We start from the raw sequence: 20,939 nt of genomic DNA, 5'->3' as shown, positions 1-20,939 counted from the left end.
TTATTTTTAATTCAAATGGATAGTCCGATGGAGTTTTGCGCGCAAGATGGTTGATTGATAATCCGGGCGGGACGGCGATGTATAAAGTCCAGTTGAAAAGTGTTGTTAAATTGATGATAAAGAGAGTTTGCACCGAGCGGTTTGCTTGTCCGGGCTGTTTGTCGCCTTGGGCAGGCGTTCTGAAATGAAAAATGGCCCCGCAGGGCCATTTTTTGTCTGACAATCATCAAATGCTGCGCATCTGGCCCAGCGGCAGGGCCGTGGTGCGTTTGATTTCTTTCAGCACGAAACTCGACTTCACGTCTTCCACGCCAGGGTGCTGCAGCAACTCGTCCATCACGAAGCGCGAGAAGTGCTCCATGTCTTCGAAGTACACCTGCAGCAGGTAGTCCATTTCTCCGGTCATCGCGAAGCAATTGATGACTTCCGGCCAGTTTTGCACCGCATCGATGAAGCTTTGCAGATGCAGGTTGCCGCGCTTTTCCAGCGTGACACGCACCCAGGCCTGCAGCCCCAGACCGATATGGGCAGGGTCGAGCAGGGCGACGTATTGGCGAATCACGCCCGACTCTTCCAACTGTTTCAGCCGGCGCAGACAAGGCGAAGGCGATAGGGCGACGCGTTCGGCCAGCTCGACGTTGGTTAGTCGGCCGTCATGCTGTAATTCGGCCAGAATACGCAAGTCTGTCTTGTCTAATGTGAGACTTGGCATATTTTCTCCTGTATATCGGTATGTTGAGACATTTTATTCTTCAATATCGACTAGGCTAAGCTATTTAGCAAGATAATTGCCACGCGCTTTCCATAGAATAAAAAGCCTAAATTCAGCAAACGGCAGCAAAGACTGCCGACGCATGTCGAACGAGTGTGAAACAGATAAAACGGTTGTTCAGAGGAGAGTTCGCCGCGCTGCCACCGGCTTCCGGCGCCTGCCGCATGAGTTTGCCGCATGCCGCCTTCTCTTGACTCCGCTCCTGTCCACCCTTGGTATTGCCAACTCCCCGCTACAGAGGGAGAAGGGCGGCCTGCTTACATAACGCGGTTCGCCTGAGGACGTTTACAAGTTGTGCTCAAACTTGTTCTACCCGCGCGGTTTTGTCCCGCGGGCCATCACAAACAGAGGAGAAACTGATGAAAATGGAAGCCATGCTGCAAAATCCGCTAGCCACCGACGGATTCGAGTTCGTGGAGTACACCGCCCCGGACGCGGAGGGTGTGGAAAAGCTGCGCAAGCTGTTCGTGTCGCTGGGCTTTACCGAGATCGCCCGCCATCGCAGCAAGGACGTCTGCCTGTTCCGCCAGGGCGACATCAACTTCATCCTGAACGCCGAGCGCAGCCAGCCGGCCAGCGAGTTCGCCCAGGCGCACGGCCCGTCCGCTTGTGCGATGGCCTGGCGCGTCAAGGATGCCGCCAAGGCGTATGAATACGCGCTTGCGCACGGCGCCAAGCCCTATCAGCGCCCGGTGGGCGCGATGGAGCTGAACATTCCGGCCGTGGAAGGCATCGGCGGCTCGGCGCTGTACTTCGTCGATCGCTACGGCAAAGACAAGGACATCTACGAGATCGACTTCGTGCCGCTGGACGGCGTGGATCAGCATCCCTACGGCGTCGGCCTGACCGAAATCGACCACCTGACCCACAATGTGGCGCGCGGCCATATGGCTACCTGGGCCGATTTCTACACCGGCATCGCCAACTTCCGCGAAATCCGCTACTTCGACATCGAAGGCAAGCTGACCGGCCTGGTGTCCAAGGCCATGACCAGCCCTTGCGGCAAGATCCGCATCCCGATCAACGAATCGTCCGACGACAAGAGCCAGATCGAGGAATTCCTGCGCGAATACAAGGGCGAGGGCATCCAGCACATCGCGCTGACCACCGAAGACATCTACGCCACGGTGGAAACGCTGAAGGCGCAGGGCACCCGCTTCCTGGATACCCCGGACACGTATTATGAAAAAGTGGATGTCCGCGTGCCGAATCACGGCGAGGACGTCGCCCGCCTGAAGAAGAACAGCATCCTGATCGACGGCGCGCCGGTGGAAGGCATCCTGTTGCAGATCTTCACCGAAACCGTCATCGGGCCGATCTTCTTCGAGATCATCCAGCGCAAGGGCAACCAGGGCTTCGGCGAAGGCAACTTCAAGGCCTTGTTCGAGTCCATCGAAGAAGACCAGATCCGCCGCGGCGTGTTGAAGGCAGACTGATCGCTCCTGGCCGCCGCCGCGTCCCGGCGTGGGCGCGGCGCGGTCTTTCGCCGTGAAGACATGCAAGGCGCGGCTGTTCTTGGATGGCCGCGCGACAGGACATTCCAAAATGCGTAAATGGATCAGTTTCCCGCACCGCGAGGGGATCATCTCGCGCCAGGCGCACGTCGATCTGCCGGCTGAAGGCATTTACGAGCGCGAAGTGGGCCGCAGCGGCTTCTTCGGCCCGGCCACCCATATGCACCACAAGCACGCGCCCACCGGCTGGAGCGCCTGGGAAGGCCCGCTGCGTCCGCGCGCCTTCGACCTGAACGAGCTGCCGCACGACGCGGCCGCGCCCTGGGACGCGCCGCTGGTGTTGCACAATGCCCAGTGCAAGCTGCGCCTGTGGCGCTGCGACAAGGCGATGACCCAGCTGTTCCGCAATGCCGACGGCGACGATCTGCTGTTCATCCACGGCGGCAGCGGCGAGCTGTTCTGCGATTACGGCCACCTGAGCTATCGCGACGGCGACTACATCCTGGTGCCGCGCTCCACCAGCTGGCGCATCGAGCCGGCCAGCCCCACCACCATGCTGCTGATCGAAACCAGCAACGGCGCGTATCAATTGCCCGAAAAAGGCCTGGTGGGCCCGCACGCCATCTTCGACGAGGCGATGCTGGACGTGCCGGCCATCGACGACGCTTTCAAGGCGCAGCAAACCGAAGACGAGTGGCAAGTGGTGATCAAGCGCCGCGGCACCTTGTCCATCGTCACCTACCCCTTCAACCCGCTCGACGCCATCGGCTGGCACGGCAACAACAGCGTGGCGCGGATCAACTGGCGCGACATCCGGCCGTTGATGAGCCATCGCTACCACTTGCCGCCGTCAGCTCACACCACCTTCGTCGCTGACGGCTTCGTGGTATGCACCTTTGTGCCGCGGCCGATAGAGTCCGATCCGGGCGCGCTGAAGGTGCCGTTCTATCACAACAATGACGATTACGATGAAGTGATCTTCTATCATGCCGGCGACTTTTTCAGCCGCGACAACATCAAACCTGGCATGCTGACCTTCCACCCGGCCGGCTTCACCCATGGCCCGCATCCGAAGGCTTTCGCCAAGGCGATGACCGAGCCGAAGAAGTTCACCGACGAGGTGGCGGTGATGATAGACACCCGCGACGCGCTGGAGCAGGGGCCAGGGCTGGATCGCGTGGAGTGGCAGGGCTATGTGGACAGCTGGAAGCCCAAACAGGCCTGACGCCATTGCGGCTGCGCGAGCCGATCCCGGCGCTGTATTGCTCGCGGTGGGATGCGCACCGTGAGCTTTACCCACCAAGCTCGGCTCGCGGCGCGATCGCGCGCCTGCCAAGCTGAAAAATCGATATAGAGGAGCGGCCCGCAGCGGCCGCAAGCAGAAAGAACATCAAGATGAAATTAGCCACTTATCACAATCACACCCGCGACGGCCAATTGATGGTCGTCAGCCGCGACCTGAGCCGCGCCGTGGCGGTGCCCGCCATCGCCGCCACCTTGCAAGCCGCCTTGGACAACTGGGCGCATGCCGCGCCGCGGCTGCAGGAAGTGTACGCCGCCTTGAATCAAGGCCAGGTGCCGGACGAGGTGTCCTTCGACGCCGCGCGTTGCCTGAGCCCGCTGCCGCGCGCTTATCAATGGGCCGACGGCAGCGCCTATCTGAACCATGTGGAGCTGGTGCGCAAGGCGCGTGGCGCGGAAGTGCCGGAAAGCTTCTACACCGATCCGCTGATGTACCAGGGCGGTTCCGACGCCTTCCTGGCGCCGACGGCCGACATCCCGCTGCGCGACGAAGCCTGGGGTCTGGATTTCGAAGGCGAAGTGGCGATCATCACCGGCGATGTGCCGCTGGGCGCGCCGGCCGATGAAAAGCACATCCGTCTGTTGATGCTGGTGAACGACGTCACGCTGCGCAACCTGATCCCGGGCGAGCTGGCCAAGGGCTTCGGCTTCTTCCAGAGCAAGCCGGCCACCGCCTTCTCGCCGGTCGCTGTTACCCCCGATGAGCTGGGCGATGCCTGGCAGGGCGGCAAGGTGAACCTGCCGCTGCTGGTGGACTACAACGGCGCTTTCTACGGCAAGCCCAATTGCGGCGTGGAAATGCAGTTCAATTTCCCGCAGCTGGTGGCGCATGTGTCCAAGACGCGCGAACTGGCTGCCGGCTCCATCGTCGGCTCCGGCACCATCTCGAACAAGGACCGCTCGGTGGGCTCCTGCTGCCTGGCCGAGCAGCGCATGATCGAAACCATCGAGCAGGGCGCGGCCAAAACCCCGTTCATGAAGGTGGGTGACAGCGTGCGCATCGAGATGAAGAATGCGGCCGGACAGAGCATTTTCGGCGCCATCGCCCAGACCGTGGTGAAGCATGGCTGAGCGCGTCCTGTACGGCTACTACCGTTCCAGCGCGGCTTATCGGGTGCGCATCGCGCTGAATCTGAAAGGCTTGGCCTATCAGTATCGCGCGGTGAATCTGCTCAAGGGCGAGCAAAAGAGTCCTGAGTATCTGGCGATCAATCCGCATGGCCTGGTGCCGCTGCTGGATGATGGCGGGGTGAAGGTCGCCCAGTCCTTGGCCATCTGCGAGTATCTGGACGAGGCGTATCCGGACGGCGTCAAGCTGCTGCCCGCCGACCCGGCCACGCGGGCGCGGGCGCGCAGCATCGCGCTCGCCATCGCCGCCGACATCCATCCCTTGCAGAACCCGCGCGTGGGCAAGCACTTGCAGATGACCTTCGGCGCTGACGAAGAGGGAAAAACGGAGTGGACCCGGCATTGGATCCGCACCGGCTTCGACGCGCTGGAACAACAGCTGGCTGAGCAGCCCAGCCGCTACGCAGTGGGCGATGCCATCAGCTTGGCGGACATCTGCCTGCTGCCGCAGGTATTCAGCGCGCGCCGCTTTGGCGTGGACTTGGCGCCGTATCCGAACATCGTTCGGATCGCGGATGCCTTGGAAGCGATACCGGCTTTTGCCGATGCGCATCCATCCCGACAGCCGGATGCCGTGTAGGCAAGCATTTGTTTTTTCGAGATGGCCGGATTTTTCGGCCATTTTTTTCGCTCTTTTCGCAATTATCGCTTGACGCAAAAGGGCGGCTCTGATTAAATGCATGGCTCTGACGGCGCGCAAGCGCTGGAGGATAAGTGGCCAGTTAGCTCAGTTGGTAGAGCAGCGGATTGAAAATCCGCGTGTCCGTGGTTCGATTCCGCGACTGGCCACCACAGCCTAAAGGCCAGTTAGCTCAGTTGGTAGAGCAGCGGATTGAAAATCCGCGTGTCCGTGGTTCGATTCCGCGACTGGCCACCAGAATTCGACGCCCAGCAACTTGTTGCTGGGCGTTTTGCATTGCGCCGGATTTGTCGTCCGCTGCGCTATGCGTTTACGGCGTGTTGTGGATAAAGTGGTCGAAACGGCTCCAGCCGGTGAAGTAATTGGTCACGCTGTCCCACAAGCTCCATTCTTGCTCGGCTGCGGAAGAACGCGGGCCGCTGCCGCCGACGGTCAACTCCAGCTCGGTCTCGCTCAATTCCATCATGGTCTGAACCATTGCCTTGCCTTGTTCGCTTTGCTGCATTTTGCATCCTTCGATTGAATATTTGAATTAATCAGCAGTGGACTTGCATCCAATTGTCATTGTATTTATATTGACTATATGGTGCAAATTGAAATTCATTTGGAATTGTTTCGCGGCTTGATCAGACGGTTTGGATATCTTTTCGCGCGCGATCAAAAAAGCCGAACTTCCCCGTTCGGCTTTTTGCATTTCCCTTATCACTTCGCTTCCGCCAACTCCGCCGCCGCATCGCGCAGCGCCGTGTCGGCCAGCCGCTTTCCGCATAGCCAGGAAATCGACAGTACGCAGCAACCCGCGGCCAGGGTCAGCAAAAAGCCTTGCCTGGGGCTGGCGGCGTCGATGATTTGGCCCGACAGCGACGCGCCGCCCGCCACGCCGAGATACACGCCGGTTGCCAGCCAGGTCATGCCTTCGGTGATTTTGTGGCGCGGCAGCGCGTTTTCCACCAGCTGCAGCGCCAGGATGATGCTGGGCGCGAAAAAGAAGCCGGACAACAGCATGGAGAACGCCAGCGAGGCGATGCCGCCGGCCCAGGCGATGGGCAGGGTGGACAGCGCGGTGCCGGCGCTGCAATAGAACAGCAGTTGCAGTGGCGGCTTGTTCGGACGGACGGCGCCGAACAGCAGGCCGCCGATACAGGAGCCAAGGGCGTAAGCGGACAGCACCAGGCTGGCGCCGCCCGGCCAGCCGATCTCGCGCGCGTAAGCCACAATGGAAACGTCCACCGTGCCGGCGATGACGCCCATGGCCGCCATCAGGCTGGCGAGCAGCAGCACCGCCCTATGCCGCAAGGCGGACTTGCCGTCGCCTTTTACCGCGTGCGCGGGTGGTTCGGTATGTTTCTGCTTCAGCAAGGCGGCGATGCCTGCGATGAGCAGCGCGATGGCCAGCATGGGGCCGGCTTCGGGAAACCAGGACAAGCTCAAGCCGATGGCGATGGGCGGGCCGACGACGAAGGCGATTTCGGTGCAGACGCTTTCCAACGCGAAGGCGGTGGGCAGCAGCGATTTGTCCTGCAGCAGATTGGGCCAGCGGGCGCGCGTCATCGCCGTGATGTTGGGCAGACAGCCTGCGACTGCCGCGAGCAGGCAAAGCAGCCAAGACGGCGCGTGGAAATGGCTGGCGGCGGTCAGCGAGGCCAGCGCCAGCACGCTGAGGGCGACGGCCGGCGGCAGGGCGCGGCTTTGGCCGAAACGGTCGGCCAGGCGGGCGATTTGCGGCCCGAGAAAGGCGCAGGACAGCGTCAGCGTCGCGGCGATGGCGCCGACCTCGCCATAACTGTAGCGAGATTGCGCCAGCATGGTGATCACCGCGATGCCGACCATGGCCGAGGGCAATTTGGCGAACTGGCCGGCTGCCGCCAGCGAGAGCGCGCCAGGCGTTTGGAGTAGAGCGAAGTAAGGATTGCGCATGTCGTGTAATAGGAAATTTTATTTTTTGAGATAGTTATGAAAATCTATTTTCAAAAAATCCCAATGTCAAACATTATTGCATCGCAGCAATGTGGTAGTGAAAGGCTGCTCTTGGATAATTGTCCCCGTTATAATCGGTTTTTCTCTGGAGACTCGTCATGCCCTACCGCCTGATCGCCACCGACCTGGACGGCACTTTGCTGGACCAGCATCATGCCGTCACGCCGCTGACCGCGGCTACTTTGCAGGCTTTGCGCGCGCGAGGCGTGGCGCTGGTGCTGGCCACGGGACGGCATTATCGCGATGTCCGCGCGGTGCGCGAGGCCTTGGGCGTGCCGGCCTACCTGATCAGCTCCAACGGCGCGCGCGTGCATGGCGAGGAGGACGAGCTGATCTTCGGCATTGATATCGAGGCCGAGCTGGTAAGGGAGATTTCCGCGCCGGAGTTTTCAGGCGATGTCGCCATGCACTACTTCATGGATGAGAACTGGCTGGCCAATCGCCGCTCGCCTTTGCTGGACGCGCTGATCCGGGAGGAGGAGCCGCCTTATGCCGTGGCCGATCTGCAAGGCCATGGCGGGGAGGGCGTCTACAAGGTGCTGTACGTCGCGCCGCATGAACATTTGCTTGGCCTGGAGCGCGTGCTGCGCGAGCGTTACGGCGACAGGCTGTACATCACCTTCTCGCTGGATTTCTGCCTGGAGGTCATGGCTGCGGGCGTGTCCAAGGGCGAAGCCTTGAAGCTGGTGTTGGATAAGCTGGGGCTGGCAGCCGAAACCTGCATCGCCTTCGGCGACGGCCAGAACGATGTCGAGCTGCTGCGCACCGCCGGCCATCCGCGGCTGATGGGCAACGCGCATGCCCGATTGCGCGGCGCGCTGCCCGATGCCGAGCAAATCTATCACCATGCCGATTCCGGCATGGCGCGGCATTTGCGCGAAGCGTTCGCCTTGGCTGATTGATGCGCGAAGTGAAATGAAAAACGCCAGCAGAAACCTGCTGGCGTTTTTTGCGCTTAAGGCTGCGATCAGGCTTGCAATGCCGAAGCGAGCGCGGCGGCTTGTTCGCCGACGATCAAATGCAGCGTGCCTGGAGACACTTGCATCACTGCTACTACGCCGGCGGCGCGGGCGGCTTCTTCATTGAAGCTGGCCGCATCCTTCAGTTCCACGCGCAGGCGGGTGTGGGCGATGGCTTCCACCTTGGCCAGATTGGCCGCGCCGCCCAGCGCTTGCTTCAGCGCGGATACATTGGCTTGCGGCGCCGCGGCTGCGCTTGCTGCCGGCGCGGCTGCTGCCGGAGCCGGTTTGGCGGCTGCCGGGGCGGCGGACAGTTCGGCGTCGCTGCCGGCGCTGCGCAGGTAGATTTCCATATCGGTCTTCATGTTTTCGGACAGCGGTCCGAAAATGGCCTGGATGCCGCTGCCGACCACTACCACGCCAGAGGCGCCCAAGGCTTTCAGCTTGGCTTGGTCAACCTTGGCGGTGTCTTGCACCGCGATGCGCAGACGGGTGATGCAAGCGTCCAGGCTGCGGATGTTGGAGCGGCCGCCGAAGGCCAGCACCAGTTCGCGGGCGCGCTGGTCTTCGCTGACAGGGCCGACGGTTTCCACGCTTTCATCTTCGCGGCCCGGGGTCTTCAGGTTGAACTTGGCGATCACGAAGCGGAACACGCTGTAGTAGATCACGGCGTAGATCGGGCCGAGGATGAAGACATAGGTCGCGTGCTTGGCCTTGTCGCCGATCAGGTTGAACATCAGAAAGTCGATGCCGCCCTGCGAGAAGGTAAAGCCCATGTGCATGTCCAGCGTATTGGCCACGAATTGGGTGGAAGCGGCCAGCACGGCGTGGATCAGGTACAGCACCGGAGCGACGAACAGGAAGGAGAACTCGATCGGTTCGGTGATGCCGGTCAGGAAGGAGGTCAGCGCGGCCGAGATCATGATGCCGCCTACCTTGGCGCGGTTTTCCGGTTTGGCCGAATGCCAGATGGCGATGGCGGCGGCCGGCAGGCCGAACATCTTGAACAGGAAGGCGCCGGACAGGATGCCGGCGGTCGGGTCGCCCGCGAAGAAGCGGTTGATGTCGCCGTGGATGATCTTGCCGGTGGTCGGATCCGGGAAGTTGCCGATTTCAAAGAAGAACGGCACGTTCCAGATGTGGTGCAGGCCGAACGGGATCAGCATGCGCTCGAAGAAACCGTACACGGTGGCGGCGGTGCGCGGATCGCTTACGGCGGCCCATTGCGAGAACGACTTGATGGCGTTGCCGATCGGGGGCCAAACAAAGGACAGCACGACGCCCAGCACGATGGCGCTGATGGCGGTGATGATGGGCACGAAGCGCTTGCCGGCGAAGAAGCCCAGGTATTCGGGCAGCTTGATCCGGTAGAAGCGGTTGAACATATAGGCCGCCAGGCAGCCGGCGAGAATGCCGCCGAACACGCCGGTCTGGATCGACGGCAGGCCCATGATGGTGTCGGGCTTGATGCCCATCAGCGTGGCCATGACGCCCAGGGTCACGGTGGTGACCAGGTGGCCGATCACGGCGGCGATGGCAGCCACGCCGTCGTTTTCGGTGAAGCCGAGCGCCACGCCTACGGCGAAGATCAGCGGCAGGTTGCCGAAGATCACGTCGCCGGAGTTCTTCATCAAGGACAGAATCGCCAGGGCGATGCTATTCGTGGTGTGGAAATCGGTGGCGCCGATGCCCAGCAGCAGACCGGCGACCGGCAAAACTGACACCGGCAGCATCAGCGATTTGCCTATCTTCTGCAGAAAAGCGAATGATTGACTAAACATGATTATTATCCTGCTTTGACATGCTTATGGAATGTCGAGCGGCTGTGACGCCGTCCCCTCTATAAAGCCCCATCGCCCGCCTGGCTCGCTTGAGTGGCGCCGGATGGCATCGGATTGCCCCGAAGGTCTCCCCATCCAGCGCCGCGAACCCGGCCCGCGCCGGGACTTATCCTTATTAACGAGCGTGTTGATTCAGGTAATGGCGCACATCGGCGGCGGTGGACAGCGCCAGCGCGTCTTGGGCCAGTTGCTGGCATTCCGCCAGACTCCAGCGCGCCAGCGTGGCCTTGACCGAAGCGACGGCCGGGGTGCTGACCGACAGCTCGGTCACGCCTATGCCGACCAGCACCGGCGCGGCGCGTTCGTCCGAGGCCAGGCCGCCGCACACGCCCACCCACTTGCCGTGAGCGCGGGCGCCTTCGCAGGTCAGCGCGATCATCGCCAGCACCGCCGGGTGCAGCGCGTCGGCTTGCTTGGCCAGTTGCGGATGGCCGCGGTCCATCGCCAGTACGTATTGGGTCAGGTCATTGGTGCCGATGGAGAAGAAGTCCACTTCCGGCGCGAAGCGCGCGGCCAGCACGGCGGCGGAAGGCACTTCCACCATGATGCCGACCTTGACGTCGGTCACGCCGGTGGAGGCTTGCTCTTCCGCCAGGATGGCCTTGGCGGCGCGCAGCTCCTCCAGCGAGGCCACCATAGGGAACATGATGTGCAGCTGGGTCAGCGGCGCGGCTTGCAGAATGGCGCGCAACTGGGTGCGCAGCAGATCCGGACGGTCCAGGCTCACGCGGATGCCGCGCAGGCCGAGGAAGGGGTTGTCTTCCTTGGGCAGCGGCAGGTAGGACAGCGGCTTGTCGCCGCCCACGTCCAGCGTGCGCACCACCAGCGGGCGGTTCTTGCCCAGCGCTTCAGCCACCGCGCAGTATTCGGCCGCTTGTTCGCGTTCCGACGGGGCGGTGTCGCGGTTGTCGAACAGGAATTCCGAACGCAGCAGGCCCACGCCTTCGGCGCCCTTGGCCACCGCTTCGCGCGCGTCGGCGGCGTTGCGGATATTGGCCACCACGTCGATGCGCACGCCGTCGCTGGTCAGGGCCGGCTGCATGGACAGCTTGGCTTCTGCCGCGCGGCGCTCGGCCAGGCGGGCGATGTCTTGCTCGGCGGCAGCCAGGTCTTCCGCCGTCGGGGCGATGGCCAGCGTGCCTTCATTGCCGTTCAGAATCACTTGCAGGCCTTCCGGCAGCTTCAGCGCGGCCTGGGAGATGCCGCAGATGGCCGGGATGCCCAGCGAGCGGGCCAGAATGGCGACGTGGCTGGTGGCGCCGCCGGTGCGGGTACAGAAACCCATCACCTTGGACGGATCCAGCGAGGCGGTGTCGGACGGGGCCAGGTCTTCGGCGATCAGGATGGAGCCGGCCGGCAGATCCAGCGAGGCCTGCTTCACGCCGGCCAGCAAGGCCAGCACGCGGCGGCCCACGTCGCGGATGTCATTGGCGCGTTCGCGCAGCAAGGCGTTGTCCTGCGCTTCCAGGCGGGCGGAATAGGCGCTGAAGGCCGCGCGCCAGGACCAGGCGGCGGACTTGCCGTCGGCGAGGCCGGCGTAGGTTTGCGCCAGCAGGTCCGGGTCTTGCAGCAGTTCCTGGTGCATGGACAGGATGGCTTGCTTGGCCGGGTCGGTCAGTTGCACCTTGACCAGTTCGATCTGCGCCGCGGCCTCTTCGGTGGAGCGAGCGAAGTTCTGCTGCTCGATATTGGCGCCTTTGCCTTGCTCGGGCACGTCGAATTCTTGCAGGCGATGGTGGACAATGCGGCCGATGGCCAGGCCCGGCGAAGCGCCGACGCCGGCCAATTGGGTGGCACTGTCTTCCTGTTGAGCCGAGGCGGCGGCTTCGGCCGGCGCTTGCGGCGCTTCGCCCGGCTTTTCGCCGCAGCGGTCCAGCAGCAACTGGGTCAGTTCGGCGATGGCCAGCACGGCGTCGCCGCCCTGAGCCTGAATGCGCACCACATCGCCCAGCTTGGTGGCCAGGCCCATGATGGCGACCACCGATTTGGCGTTGGCGGATTTGCCGTCCAGCAACAGCTGGATGTCGGAGGAGAAGGCTTTGGCCTTGCTGGCGAACACCGCGGCGGGACGGGCATGCAGGCCGGCCGGGTTGCCGATGGTGATGTCGGACGACAGTTGCGGCTCGCCCAGTTGGCTTTGCAGCACATCCTTGCCATTGGCCAACTGCAGCGACAGCACCACGTCGCGGCCGGCGTTGACCATGCCGCTGGCGGGCTTCATCTGCGCGACGGCTTCGCCATTGGTGATGATGATCTGGGTGAGCAAGCTGGCGGCGCTGCGGCCGACCAGGTCGATGTCGAAATCGATGACGGCTTGGCCGGCTTTCACTTGCTGGCCTTGTTCCACCAGCGGGAAGAAGCCTTGGCCTTTCAGCATCACGGTGTCGATGCCGATGTGCACCATCACTTCCACGCCTTCGGCGGTGGTGATGGTGAGCGCGTGATGCGCGGAGTGCAGGTTGCTGACCACGCCGCTGACCGGCGCCAACAGGCTGCCGGAGGTGGGGTCGAGCGAAACGCCGTCGCCAACCATTTTGCCGGCGAATACCGGGTCCGGAACGCTGTCCAAGGGAACGAGCCACCCGGAAAGGGGGGCCAGGACGTCGAGTCTTGGTGCGGGGGTGCCCATGCGAAACTCCTCAATTCGTGGATAATTCCAGTCGTTTTATTACGAGCGTCAATTAAGCTGTTATTTTATACCGCGGCAAGCGGACCGTTAGGGTACACCTAGCAGTGCGACTTGTCCTGACAGGATGCGACAATAATAAGCAGACTCAGGCCTGTCTGCCAGCGCGACCGGGCTTGTCTATATCTTGCCAACTTTGTAGTTAAACTACATGCAAATTACGCAGCAGCTTGATGGCAATCAAGAAAATGTGCAAGTTGAAATTGTTTTGATTGGATGTTGCGCCGCAGCAATGAATGGCGGGCGTGGAACGTCGCTTCGGATTGATAGCCGGGATGCGTGAAACATGGCTGTTGCATTTTGGTGATTGCGTCGAGAGCGCGAGTCGCCGGGGCGGGAACAGAGGATAAGTCAAGGCTGGGCGGGCGCTTAAAAGCGCGGCGCAGCGGCATGGCGCCGCAGGCAAAGCGCCTGATTCTGCTTGGTCCTCTTTTTGAGGGCGGCGCGGTGTGCTTGCCGTGGCTGAGTCGGGGCTTCGGCGCGTTCGGCATGGCGGAAAAATGAACGCCCCGCGTGGCGGGGCGTAGCGTCATCAGCGGCTGGCTTGCCGTTCCGGTTGTCCTTGCAGGAACAAGGCCAGCGAGGCGGCGATCAGGAAGGCCGGGTATTCCCAGCCGCCGCCGGCATTGGCGAACATCCAGCCATTGGCGGCGTGCACCAGAACGATGGCGCCCAATAGTTGCGGTATCAACAGCAAGGCCACCCAGCGCGCCTGGATGCCGGCCAGGATCAGCAGGCCGCCGCCGATCTCGATCAGAATGGCGAAGTAGCCCATGAAGCCGGGCAGACCCAGGCTGGAGAAGTAAGCGGCGGTGCCGGCTGGGCCGAAAACAAACAGCTTCAGCGCGCCATGGGACAGGTACATCAGGCCGAGGGCCAGGCGCAGCGTCAGGGCGGCAAGATAGGGGTTTTGCAGGCGGTTCATGTGGGCATTCCTTGGTGTCGATGAGTATGGCGCTATTTAACCATTGGCGTTATATTCAATAAACATCTGTTTTTTAAAATTATTGTTTACTTTTAAGAAATAAAATGGACCGTTTCTCGGAAATACGCGCCTTCGTCGCGGTGGCTGAACTAGGCAGCTTCGTCGCGGCGGCGGATAGGCTGGAGTTGTCGCGGGCGATGGTGACCAAGCTGGTGGCGGCGCTGGAAAACCGTCTCGGCGCGCGCCTGATGCATCGCACCACTCGCAAGCTGTCCTTGACCGAAGCGGGAGAGACTTATCTCGCGGAGGCCGGCAGCTTGCTGGCGGAGCTGGACGAGCTGGATGCCCGCCTGTCGCATGGGGCTAGCGAGCCGGTGGGGCGCTTGAGGGTATCGGCGCCGGTTTCCTTCGGCATGCGCTATCTGGGAGGCATCGTCGGCGGCTTTCATCAGATCCATCCGCGCATCGAGGTGGAGCTGAGCCTGAACGACCGGCGGGTGGACTTGGTGGAGGAGGGCTTTGACCTGGCCTTGCGGGTATCCAATATGGCCGACTCCACGCTGGTGGCGAAACGCCTGGCGCAGATCCGTGATCTGGTGGCCGCTTCTCCGGATTATCTGGCCAAGCATGGCGAGCCGCGCCATCCGGCCGAATTGGCCGAGCATCAGTGTTTGTTGTACGCGCTGACTTCTCAGCCGAATGTCTGGGATTACCGCGCGCCGGACGGCAGCCAGGACAAGGTGAGGGTAAAAGGCCCGCTCAGGGCCAATAACGGCGATGTGCTGACCGATGCGGCGGTGAATGGCATCGGCATTGTGCTGCAGCCGCGCTTTCTGCTGGAGAAAGCCTTGGCCGACGGCAGCCTGGTGGCGATTCTGCCGGACTATGACTGGCATTGTCTGGACTTGTCGGTGGTGTATCCGGTGCGCCGCCATGTGCCGGGCAAAGTCAGGGCGTTTGTCGAATATCTGGAAGAGCGCTTTTCCGCCGGAGGCGGATCAAGCGGCAGATAGGTGTATCTATTTGATATTGTTCTAATAAAAAACATTCTTCCTGTCCCTATAACGAAAACGGCGGCCGCTTGCGGCGCGCCGTTTATTCATTTGTTTAGGGAGAAAGACATGGGCAAGCTATCTGCATGGGCATGCGTATTGGCGCTGAGCGCTGCTGCGCCTGCTTGGGCCGCCACGTGCGGGCAAACGGCGGCGCCGCGTTATCCATTGCAAGCTTTGAGGGATGATGTAGGCGGCGTGGTGCATGTGACTTTCACTACCGGGGCGGATGGGCGTTACAGCGATGTGCAGCGCATAGACTATGACCATGTGCCGCCGGAGTACCGCAGCAGTTTTCGCGTGGCGATCAAAAACGCCTTGCGCGAGTATCAATGTCCAGCCAATCGCAGCTTGAGCCAGGACTTTGAGTTCGTGCCGGAAGACGCGCGCTGAAGCGCTGGGGCGCCGATGGCAGGCAGCGCCCGATTCTTCAGTGTCTCAGGGGTAGAACCAGTACAGGCTGTAGCCCATCGCATGCACCTTGCCGGCATCCAGCCGCATGGTGATCTTCGCTTCGGAGTTGGGGTTGAAGCGTCCCAGCTTCAGATCGTCCGGCTTTAGATATTCCTTGGGCGTGAATACCTTGCGGATCAGCACTTGATCATCGCTGTCCTTCAGCGTGACTTCCAGCATCGGATACGCCTGCGCGTATTGAGCGTGGTTTTTCAGCGTCGCCGACAGCTGGATCAGATTGGGATAGTCCGGCACGAAGGCCAGCTCGGACCATTCGGTACGGATATAGGCGATATCGGTCGGCCAGGGCACCTGGCAATCCAGCGCGCGGCACAGGCTTTCCAGCGCCGGGCGCGATTCCGGCACTTCAGCGGCGATGCGGGTGCGGTTGATGTACACCAGTTGCGCGGCCAGGGCCAGGATGCCCACCGTGGCCAGCACGGCCAGCAAGGCGTTGACCCAGGCCGCCGGGTTTTTCTGATGGCGGGCCTCTTCCTCTTCCTCCGCGTCCGCGTCGGTGAACAAGGGTTCCGGCTGCGGAACCGGGCGCAGATTTTCCGGCGGCGGCGTATCGGCGCGGCGGCGGCTGCCGTACACCTCAGGCTCAGCCGGCGCTTCCACGGCGGGCGCGGGATGGGCGTCGTCGAAGGGATTGCCTATCGGCGCGGTGGCATGGCGATTCTGCATCGCCTCGGCCAGCGCGCGCTGGAATTCTTCCATGTCCTCTTGCCGAGGAGCGGGCTCCGCCGGCGTGGCTGTCGCCGCGGCTTCATGGCGGATGGCGGCTGGCGGCTCCAGCAAAGGCTCGTCGGGCGGAAGGAGGGCGACGTCGGCGCTGTGCTGCGGGTCGAAATCGGCCGGCACTTCCAGCTCGAAATCGTCCATGGGATCGCGTTCCGCTTGCGGCTCCGGCTGAGCGGGCGCTTGCGGCGGCGCGGCGAAAGTGGGAAGGGGGGCCGGCTCGAGAGCCGGCTGGGTGACGACGAAATGATCCGGCGCCTGGAATACGTGCGAACAGCGCCCGCAGCGCACCAGTCCATTGGCGGCTGCTAACTGGGCATCATTGACCTTGAAGCGGGTCTGGCAGTTGGGGCACTGAGTCGTATACGTCATACCTGGGCGCGTCGGGTTCCTGTCAATCGTGTCCACCCTTCGTCGAACACCGGCGCGTCCATCTCGAACCACTGGCTGTAGATGGCGGACAATTCGTCGGCTTGTTCGGCGAGGATGCCGGAAAGCACGATTCTACCACCGGTTTTCACATGGCTTGCCAGCAAGTCGCCCAACATGCGGAGCGGATTGGCCAGAATATTGGCCAGCACCACGTCGTACTGGGCTTGCGGATTCGCGTCCGGCAGGAAGAAGTCCGCCTGCACATTGTTCTGCTCGGCATTGTCCTTACTGGCGCGAACGGCCTGCTGGTCGATGTCGATGCCGACGGCGGAGGCGGCGCCTAGCTTCAGCGCGGCGATGGCCAGGATGCCGGAGCCGCAGCCGTAGTCGAGCACGCTTTCATTGCCTTGCAGCTGCTTGTCCAGCCACTGCAGGCATAGCCGCGTGGTGGGGTGGCTGCCGGTGCCGAAGGCCAGGCCCGGGTCCAGCTGCAGATTCACCGCGTCCGGCGACGGCGCGTCGTGCCAGGTCGGGGTGATCCACAGCCGGTCGGAAATGCGGATGGGCTCGAACTGAGATTGCGTCAGACGCACCCAGTCCTGCTCTTCCACGCGTTCGATCTTGTAGCTCGGCATGGCCAGCTGGCAGGCGTTGGCGGCGGCGGCGATCAACAGCGCCGGATCGGACTCTTCGTCGAACAGCGTGATGATGCGGCTTTGGCTCCACAGCTGGTCCACCGGCTCGCCCGGTTCGCCGAAGATGGGTTGTTCCTTGTCGGTGCCGGCCCATGCGTCTTCGATGGCGGTGGACAGGGCGCCGGCGTCCATCAGCGCGTCGGCCAGTTTTTCCGCCACGGCGGAATCGGAATCAATGGTGGCTTGCAACCATGCCATCAGATGCTCCCTTTTTTCTGTTGCGCCAGGCGGTGCTCCAGGTAGTGAATGCTGGTGCCGCCGCGCTGGAAGGCCGCATCCAGGAACAGTTCCTGGTGCAGCGGAATATTGGTCTTGATGCCGGAGATGGCCATTTCGCTCAGCGCCACGCGCATCCGCGCCATCGCCTGCTCGCGGGTGTCGCCGTAGGAGATCAGCTTGCCCACCATGGAGTCGTAGTGCGAAGGCACCACATAGCCTTGGTAGATGTGCGAGTCGATGCGGATGCCGGGGCCGCCGGCCGGGTGGTAGCTCTCGATCTTGCCGGGAGACGGCACGAAGGTGAACGGGTCCTCGGCATTGATGCGGCATTCCATGGCATGGCCGGCGATCACGATGTCTTTTTGCTTATAGCGCAGTTTCTCGCCGGCGGCGATGCGGATCTGCTCCTGCACGATGTCCACGCCGGTGATCATTTCGGTCACCGGATGCTCCACCTGCACGCGGGTGTTCATCTCGATGAAGTAGAACTCGCCGTTTTCGTACAGGAATTCGAAAGTGCCGGCGCCGCGATAGCCGATGCGGCGGCAGGCTTCGGCGCAGGCTTCGCCGATTTTCTGGCGTTGCTTGTCGGTGATGCCGGGGGCCGGCGCCTCTTCGATGATCTTCTGGTGGCGGCGCTGCATCGAGCAGTCGCGTTCGCCCAGATAGATGGCGTTGCCGTATTCGTCGGCCAGCACCTGGATCTCGATGTGGCGCGGCTGCTCCAGGAATTTTTCCATGTAGACGGTCGGATTGCCGAACGCCGCGCCCGCTTCGGTGCGGGTCATCTGCACCGCATTGATCAGCGCGCCTTCGGAATGCACTACGCGCATGCCGCGACCGCCGCCGCCGCCGGAAGCCTTGATGATGACCGGATAGCCGATTTTCTTGGCGATCTTGGTGATTTCCACCGGATCATCCGGCAACGCGCCGTCCGAACCGGGCACGCAAGGCACGCCGGCCGCGATCATCGCGTGCTTGGCCGACACTTTGTCGCCCATGGTGCGGATGGTTTCCGGGCGCGGGCCGATGAAGACGAAGCCGGATTGCTCCACGCGCTCGGCGAAGTCGGCGTTTTCCGACAGGAAGCCGTAGCCGGGGTGGATGGCCTGGGCGTCGGTCACCTCGGCGGCGGCGATCAGCGCCGGCACGTTGAGGTAGCTCTTGGCCGACGGGGCCGGGCCGATGCACACCGATTCGTCGGCCAGTTTCACGTATTTGGCGTCGCGGTCGGCCTCGGAATGCACCACCACGGTCTTGATGCCCATCTCGCGGCAGGCGCGCTGGATGCGCAGTGCGATTTCACCACGGTTGGCGATCAGTATTTTTTCGAACATGGATTTTCTCCGCTGGCTGATCCCGGTCAGGGCTAGGGCCTGGGCCGGGGGCCAATGCTGTCACGTCAAACGACAAGGGCACAGACCTTGGCCGTGCCCTGAATCTCGCGATGTCGTTCGAGGCTTACTCGATCACGAACAGCGGTTCGCCGTATTCCACCGGCTGGCCGTCTTCCACCAGGATGGCCTTGACCACGCCGGAACGATCGGCTTCGATCTCGTTCATCAGCTTCATCGCTTCGATGATGCACAGCGTATCGCCGGCGGCCACGCTCTGGCCCACTTCGATGAAAGACTTGGAGCCCGGGCTCGGCGAACGGTAGAAGGTGCCGACCATCGGCGACTTCATCGCGTTCTGGGTGTCGGCGGCCGGCGCGGCGGCAGGAGCGGCGGCGGCCGGAGCGGCGGCCGGCGCTGCCGTCGGGGCGGCGTACATCTGGGCCATCGGCTGGGCGAACGCGGCTTGCGGCGCCGAGGAGACGCGGGTGATGCGGACTTTTTCTTCGCCCTCGGTCACTTCCAGTTCGGCGATGCCGGACTCTTCGACCAAGTCGATCAGTTTTTTCAGTTTACGCAGGTCCATTGTCGATCCTTCGAATGGTGTTCTGTGAGAGTGGTCAGGCTGTCGCTTCCAGGCGACGCAGCGCGTGCGCCAGGGCCAGCTCGTAACCATGGGCGCCCAAGCCGCAAATCACGCCGACCGCCAGATCGGAAAAATACGAATGCTGGCGGAAGGGTTCGCGGGCGTGGACGTTGGATAGATGAATTTCAATGAACGGCACTTTCACCGCCGCCAGCGCGTCGCGCAGAGCGACGCTGGTGTGGGTGAAAGCCGCCGGATTGATCAGGATGAAGGCGGTGCCGTCATCCAGGCATTGGTGTATGCGTTCTATCAGAATGTGCTCGGCGTTGCTTTGCAATGCCGACAAGGCGTAACCTGCCGCCTTGGCCTGTCGCGACAGGCGCTGGTTGATGTCGTCCAGAGTATCGCTACCATAGTGTTGAGGCTCCCTCACGCCCAAAAGGTTGAGGTTGGGGCCGTGCAGCACGAGGATGGATCGGCTCAAGGCCAGACTCCTGTTTTTCATCATTGGCCGCGAGTTTGCCGCAATTCGCCGCAAAGTGTCCAGCAATTACCGAAATTAAAACACCCGTTCAAGTGCGGACTATAGTGATTTCGAGCATGGACTAGAGTGAAAGCCCTAGATTTTGCTGAGAAATTTGTCTGTTGCTTGTTTGCAATATGTCATGAGTATATTTGCGTCGGCAAGCGTTTTACGGGCGCTTCCTTTCATTCCTCCACTGTGCCCGTCCGCCGCGCGCGAGTATAATTCGCCGATTCTGAATGATAGATTCCACAATGCAGCTCTCCGATTTCGACTACCACCTGCCCGAAGCCCTGATCGCCCAGCATCCGCCGGAGGTGCGCGGCGCCAGCCGCCTGCTGCACGTGGACGGCATGGCGCTGTCCGATCTGACTTTCGCCGACTTTCCCGCCAGGATGCAGCCGGGCGATTTGTTGGTGTTCAACGACACCCGCGTGATCCGCGCCCGCCTGTTCGGCGAAAAAGCCAGCGGCGGCAAGGTGGAAGCCTTGATCGAGCGGGTTCTGGACGACCACACCGCGCTGGCGCATGTGCGCGCCTCCAAAGCGCCCAAGCCGGGCAGCCGGCTGATTTTCGCCGGCCGCTGGGAGGCGGAGATGGTGGAGCGCCACGATTCGCTGTTCAAACTGCGCTTCCTGGCCGAAGAAAACGTGTTCGACATCCTGGAGGCTTCCGGCAAGCTGCCGCTGCCACCCTATATAGAGCGCAGCGCCGAGAACGACGACGACGAGCGTTACCAGACGGTCTATGCCCGCGAGCAGGGCGCGGTGGCCGCGCCCACCGCCGGCCTGCACTTCACTGATGAGATGCTGGCCAAGCTGAAAGCGCAGGGCGTGGAAACCGCCTTCGTCACCTTGCATGTCGGCGCCGGCACCTTCCAGCCGGTGAAGGTGGATAATGTGGCCGAGCACAAGATGCACAGCGAGATCTACGACATCCCGCAAGCCACGGTTGACGCCATCGCGGCCGCCCGCGCCCGCGGCGGCCGCGTGATCGCCATCGGCACCACCAGCGTGCGCGCCTTGGAGTCCGCCGCGCGCGGCGGCGAGCTGGCGGCCGGCCGCGGCGAAACCGACATCTTCATCACGCCAGGTTATCGTTTCCGCGTGGTCGAAGGCCTGCTGACCAATTTCCACCTGCCCAAGTCCACGCTGCTGATGCTGGTGTCGGCCTTCGCCGGTTACGAGGAAATCCGCAACGCTTACCGCCATGCGGTGGAAAACGAATACCGCTTCTTCAGCTATGGCGACGCCATGCTGCTGGAGAAAAAGGACTGATAC

20 protein-coding genes and 2 tRNA genes are annotated in these 20,939 nt (G+C 62.3%); 10 read left to right on the top strand and 12 right to left on the bottom strand.

All coding sequences use genetic code 11. The annotated features are described in order from the left end of the window. Positions 1-226 precede the first annotated feature (226 nt). The gene (locus tag NKT35_RS03045) at positions 227-712 is read right to left on the bottom strand and encodes an Lrp/AsnC family transcriptional regulator (RefSeq protein WP_254298734.1); all 486 of its coding nucleotides are present in this window, start codon (positions 710-712) and stop codon (positions 227-229) included. Between the two features lie 419 nt (positions 713-1,131). Between NKT35_RS03045 and hppD the strand changes: the two genes are divergently transcribed. The 6 genes from hppD (at position 1,132) to NKT35_RS03015 (ending at position 5,533) form a co-directional block, all read left to right on the top strand. Further along, positions 1,132-2,208 carry a 4-hydroxyphenylpyruvate dioxygenase gene (gene hppD, locus NKT35_RS03040; protein WP_254298732.1) on the top strand — a complete coding sequence of 359 codons (1,077 nt, stop codon included), beginning with the start codon at positions 1,132-1,134 and terminating at the stop codon, positions 2,206-2,208. 109 nt (positions 2,209-2,317) lie between these two features. Continuing rightward, positions 2,318-3,451, top strand: a complete 1,134-nt coding sequence (locus NKT35_RS03035) for a homogentisate 1,2-dioxygenase (RefSeq protein WP_254298730.1) — start codon at positions 2,318-2,320, stop codon at positions 3,449-3,451. A gap of 170 nt (positions 3,452-3,621) precedes the next feature. Next, the gene (locus tag NKT35_RS03030; RefSeq protein WP_254298728.1) at positions 3,622-4,599 is read left to right on the top strand and encodes a fumarylacetoacetate hydrolase family protein; all 978 of its coding nucleotides are present in this window, start codon (positions 3,622-3,624) and stop codon (positions 4,597-4,599) included. Then, a complete protein-coding gene (gene maiA / locus NKT35_RS03025) occupies positions 4,592-5,236 on the top strand; it encodes a maleylacetoacetate isomerase (RefSeq protein WP_254298726.1) in 645 nt (214 codons plus the stop codon). Before NKT35_RS03030 ends, maiA begins: the two co-directional genes overlap by 8 nt. 136 nt (positions 5,237-5,372) lie before the next feature. Further along, positions 5,373-5,448 (top strand) — tRNA-Phe (locus tag NKT35_RS03020). 9 nt (positions 5,449-5,457) lie between these two features. Next, positions 5,458-5,533 (top strand) — tRNA-Phe (locus tag NKT35_RS03015). Positions 5,534-5,606: 73 nt separating this feature from the next. Here the strand turns inward: NKT35_RS03015 and NKT35_RS03010 are convergent. Next, positions 5,607-5,801 carry a hypothetical protein gene (locus NKT35_RS03010; RefSeq protein ID WP_254298725.1) on the bottom strand — a complete coding sequence of 65 codons (195 nt, stop codon included), beginning with the start codon at positions 5,799-5,801 and terminating at the stop codon, positions 5,607-5,609. 197 nt (positions 5,802-5,998) lie between these two features. Beyond that, a complete protein-coding gene (locus NKT35_RS03005) occupies positions 5,999-7,213 on the bottom strand; it encodes an MFS transporter (protein ID WP_254298723.1) in 1,215 nt (404 codons plus the stop codon). A gap of 158 nt (positions 7,214-7,371) precedes the next feature. Here NKT35_RS03005 and NKT35_RS03000 point away from each other — a divergent pair, with 158 nt between their 5' ends. Next, the gene (locus tag NKT35_RS03000; RefSeq protein ID WP_254298720.1) at positions 7,372-8,175 is read left to right on the top strand and encodes a Cof-type HAD-IIB family hydrolase; all 804 of its coding nucleotides are present in this window, start codon (positions 7,372-7,374) and stop codon (positions 8,173-8,175) included. 65 nt (positions 8,176-8,240) lie between these two features. Here the strand turns inward: NKT35_RS03000 and ptsG are convergent, their stop codons facing one another. From ptsG to NKT35_RS02980, 4 genes are all read right to left on the bottom strand, one after another. Next, the gene (gene ptsG, locus NKT35_RS02995) at positions 8,241-10,013 is read right to left on the bottom strand and encodes a PTS glucose transporter subunit IIBC (protein WP_254298719.1); all 1,773 of its coding nucleotides are present in this window, start codon (positions 10,011-10,013) and stop codon (positions 8,241-8,243) included. Positions 10,014-10,188: 175 nt separating this feature from the next. Then, positions 10,189-12,702: a phosphoenolpyruvate--protein phosphotransferase gene (gene ptsP, locus NKT35_RS02990; RefSeq protein ID WP_256493435.1), complete on the bottom strand. Its 2,514-nt coding sequence runs from the start codon at positions 12,700-12,702 to the stop codon at positions 10,189-10,191. 215 nt (positions 12,703-12,917) lie between these two features. Beyond that, on the bottom strand, positions 12,918-13,292 hold the full coding sequence (locus NKT35_RS02985) for a hypothetical protein (protein ID WP_254298717.1): 375 nt from the start codon (positions 13,290-13,292) through the stop codon (positions 12,918-12,920). Further along, entirely contained in the window at positions 13,292-13,684 is a 393-nt protein-coding gene (locus NKT35_RS02980) for a DoxX family protein (RefSeq protein ID WP_254298716.1), read from the bottom strand. The genes NKT35_RS02985 and NKT35_RS02980 overlap by 1 nt, the downstream gene beginning before the upstream one ends. Positions 13,685-13,788: 104 nt before the next feature. On the opposite strand from NKT35_RS02980, the gene NKT35_RS02975 reads away from it, so the two are divergent. Both NKT35_RS02975 and NKT35_RS02970 read left to right on the top strand, forming a co-directional pair. Further along, positions 13,789-14,697: a LysR family transcriptional regulator gene (locus NKT35_RS02975; protein ID WP_254298715.1), complete on the top strand. Its 909-nt coding sequence runs from the start codon at positions 13,789-13,791 to the stop codon at positions 14,695-14,697. 108 nt (positions 14,698-14,805) lie between these two features. Beyond that, complete coding sequence (locus tag NKT35_RS02970; protein ID WP_254298713.1) at positions 14,806-15,129, top strand: hypothetical protein; 324 nt, start codon at positions 14,806-14,808, stop codon at positions 15,127-15,129. Between the two features lie 45 nt (positions 15,130-15,174). On the opposite strand, the gene NKT35_RS02965 is transcribed toward NKT35_RS02970, so the two are convergent. The 5 genes from NKT35_RS02965 to aroQ all read right to left on the bottom strand — a co-directional run bounded on the left by NKT35_RS02965 (position 15,175) and on the right by aroQ (position 19,641). Continuing rightward, the gene (locus NKT35_RS02965; RefSeq protein WP_254298710.1) at positions 15,175-16,302 is read right to left on the bottom strand and encodes a DUF3426 domain-containing protein; all 1,128 of its coding nucleotides are present in this window, start codon (positions 16,300-16,302) and stop codon (positions 15,175-15,177) included. Beyond that, positions 16,299-17,195: a 50S ribosomal protein L11 methyltransferase gene (gene prmA / locus NKT35_RS02960; protein WP_254298707.1), complete on the bottom strand. Its 897-nt coding sequence runs from the start codon at positions 17,193-17,195 to the stop codon at positions 16,299-16,301. Before prmA ends, NKT35_RS02965 begins: the two co-directional genes overlap by 4 nt. After that, entirely contained in the window at positions 17,195-18,553 is a 1,359-nt protein-coding gene (gene accC, locus NKT35_RS02955; RefSeq protein WP_254298705.1) for an acetyl-CoA carboxylase biotin carboxylase subunit, read from the bottom strand. The genes prmA and accC overlap by 1 nt, the downstream gene beginning before the upstream one ends. 124 nt (positions 18,554-18,677) lie before the next feature. After that, entirely contained in the window at positions 18,678-19,136 is a 459-nt protein-coding gene (accB, locus tag NKT35_RS02950; protein WP_254298703.1) for an acetyl-CoA carboxylase biotin carboxyl carrier protein, read from the bottom strand. Between the two features lie 34 nt (positions 19,137-19,170). Next, a complete protein-coding gene (gene aroQ / locus NKT35_RS02945) occupies positions 19,171-19,641 on the bottom strand; it encodes a type II 3-dehydroquinate dehydratase (RefSeq protein ID WP_254301338.1) in 471 nt (156 codons plus the stop codon). A gap of 272 nt (positions 19,642-19,913) precedes the next feature. Between aroQ and queA the strand changes: the two genes are divergently transcribed. After that, on the top strand, positions 19,914-20,936 hold the full coding sequence (queA, locus tag NKT35_RS02940) for a tRNA preQ1(34) S-adenosylmethionine ribosyltransferase-isomerase QueA (protein WP_254301337.1): 1,023 nt from the start codon (positions 19,914-19,916) through the stop codon (positions 20,934-20,936). Positions 20,937-20,939 lie beyond the last annotated feature (3 nt).

It is taken from the genome of Chromobacterium sp. IIBBL 290-4, assembly GCF_024207115.1.
In the GTDB taxonomy this organism is placed as follows: domain Bacteria; phylum Pseudomonadota; class Gammaproteobacteria; order Burkholderiales; family Chromobacteriaceae; genus Chromobacterium.
This window is presented reverse-complemented; position numbering and strand designations above follow the sequence as displayed.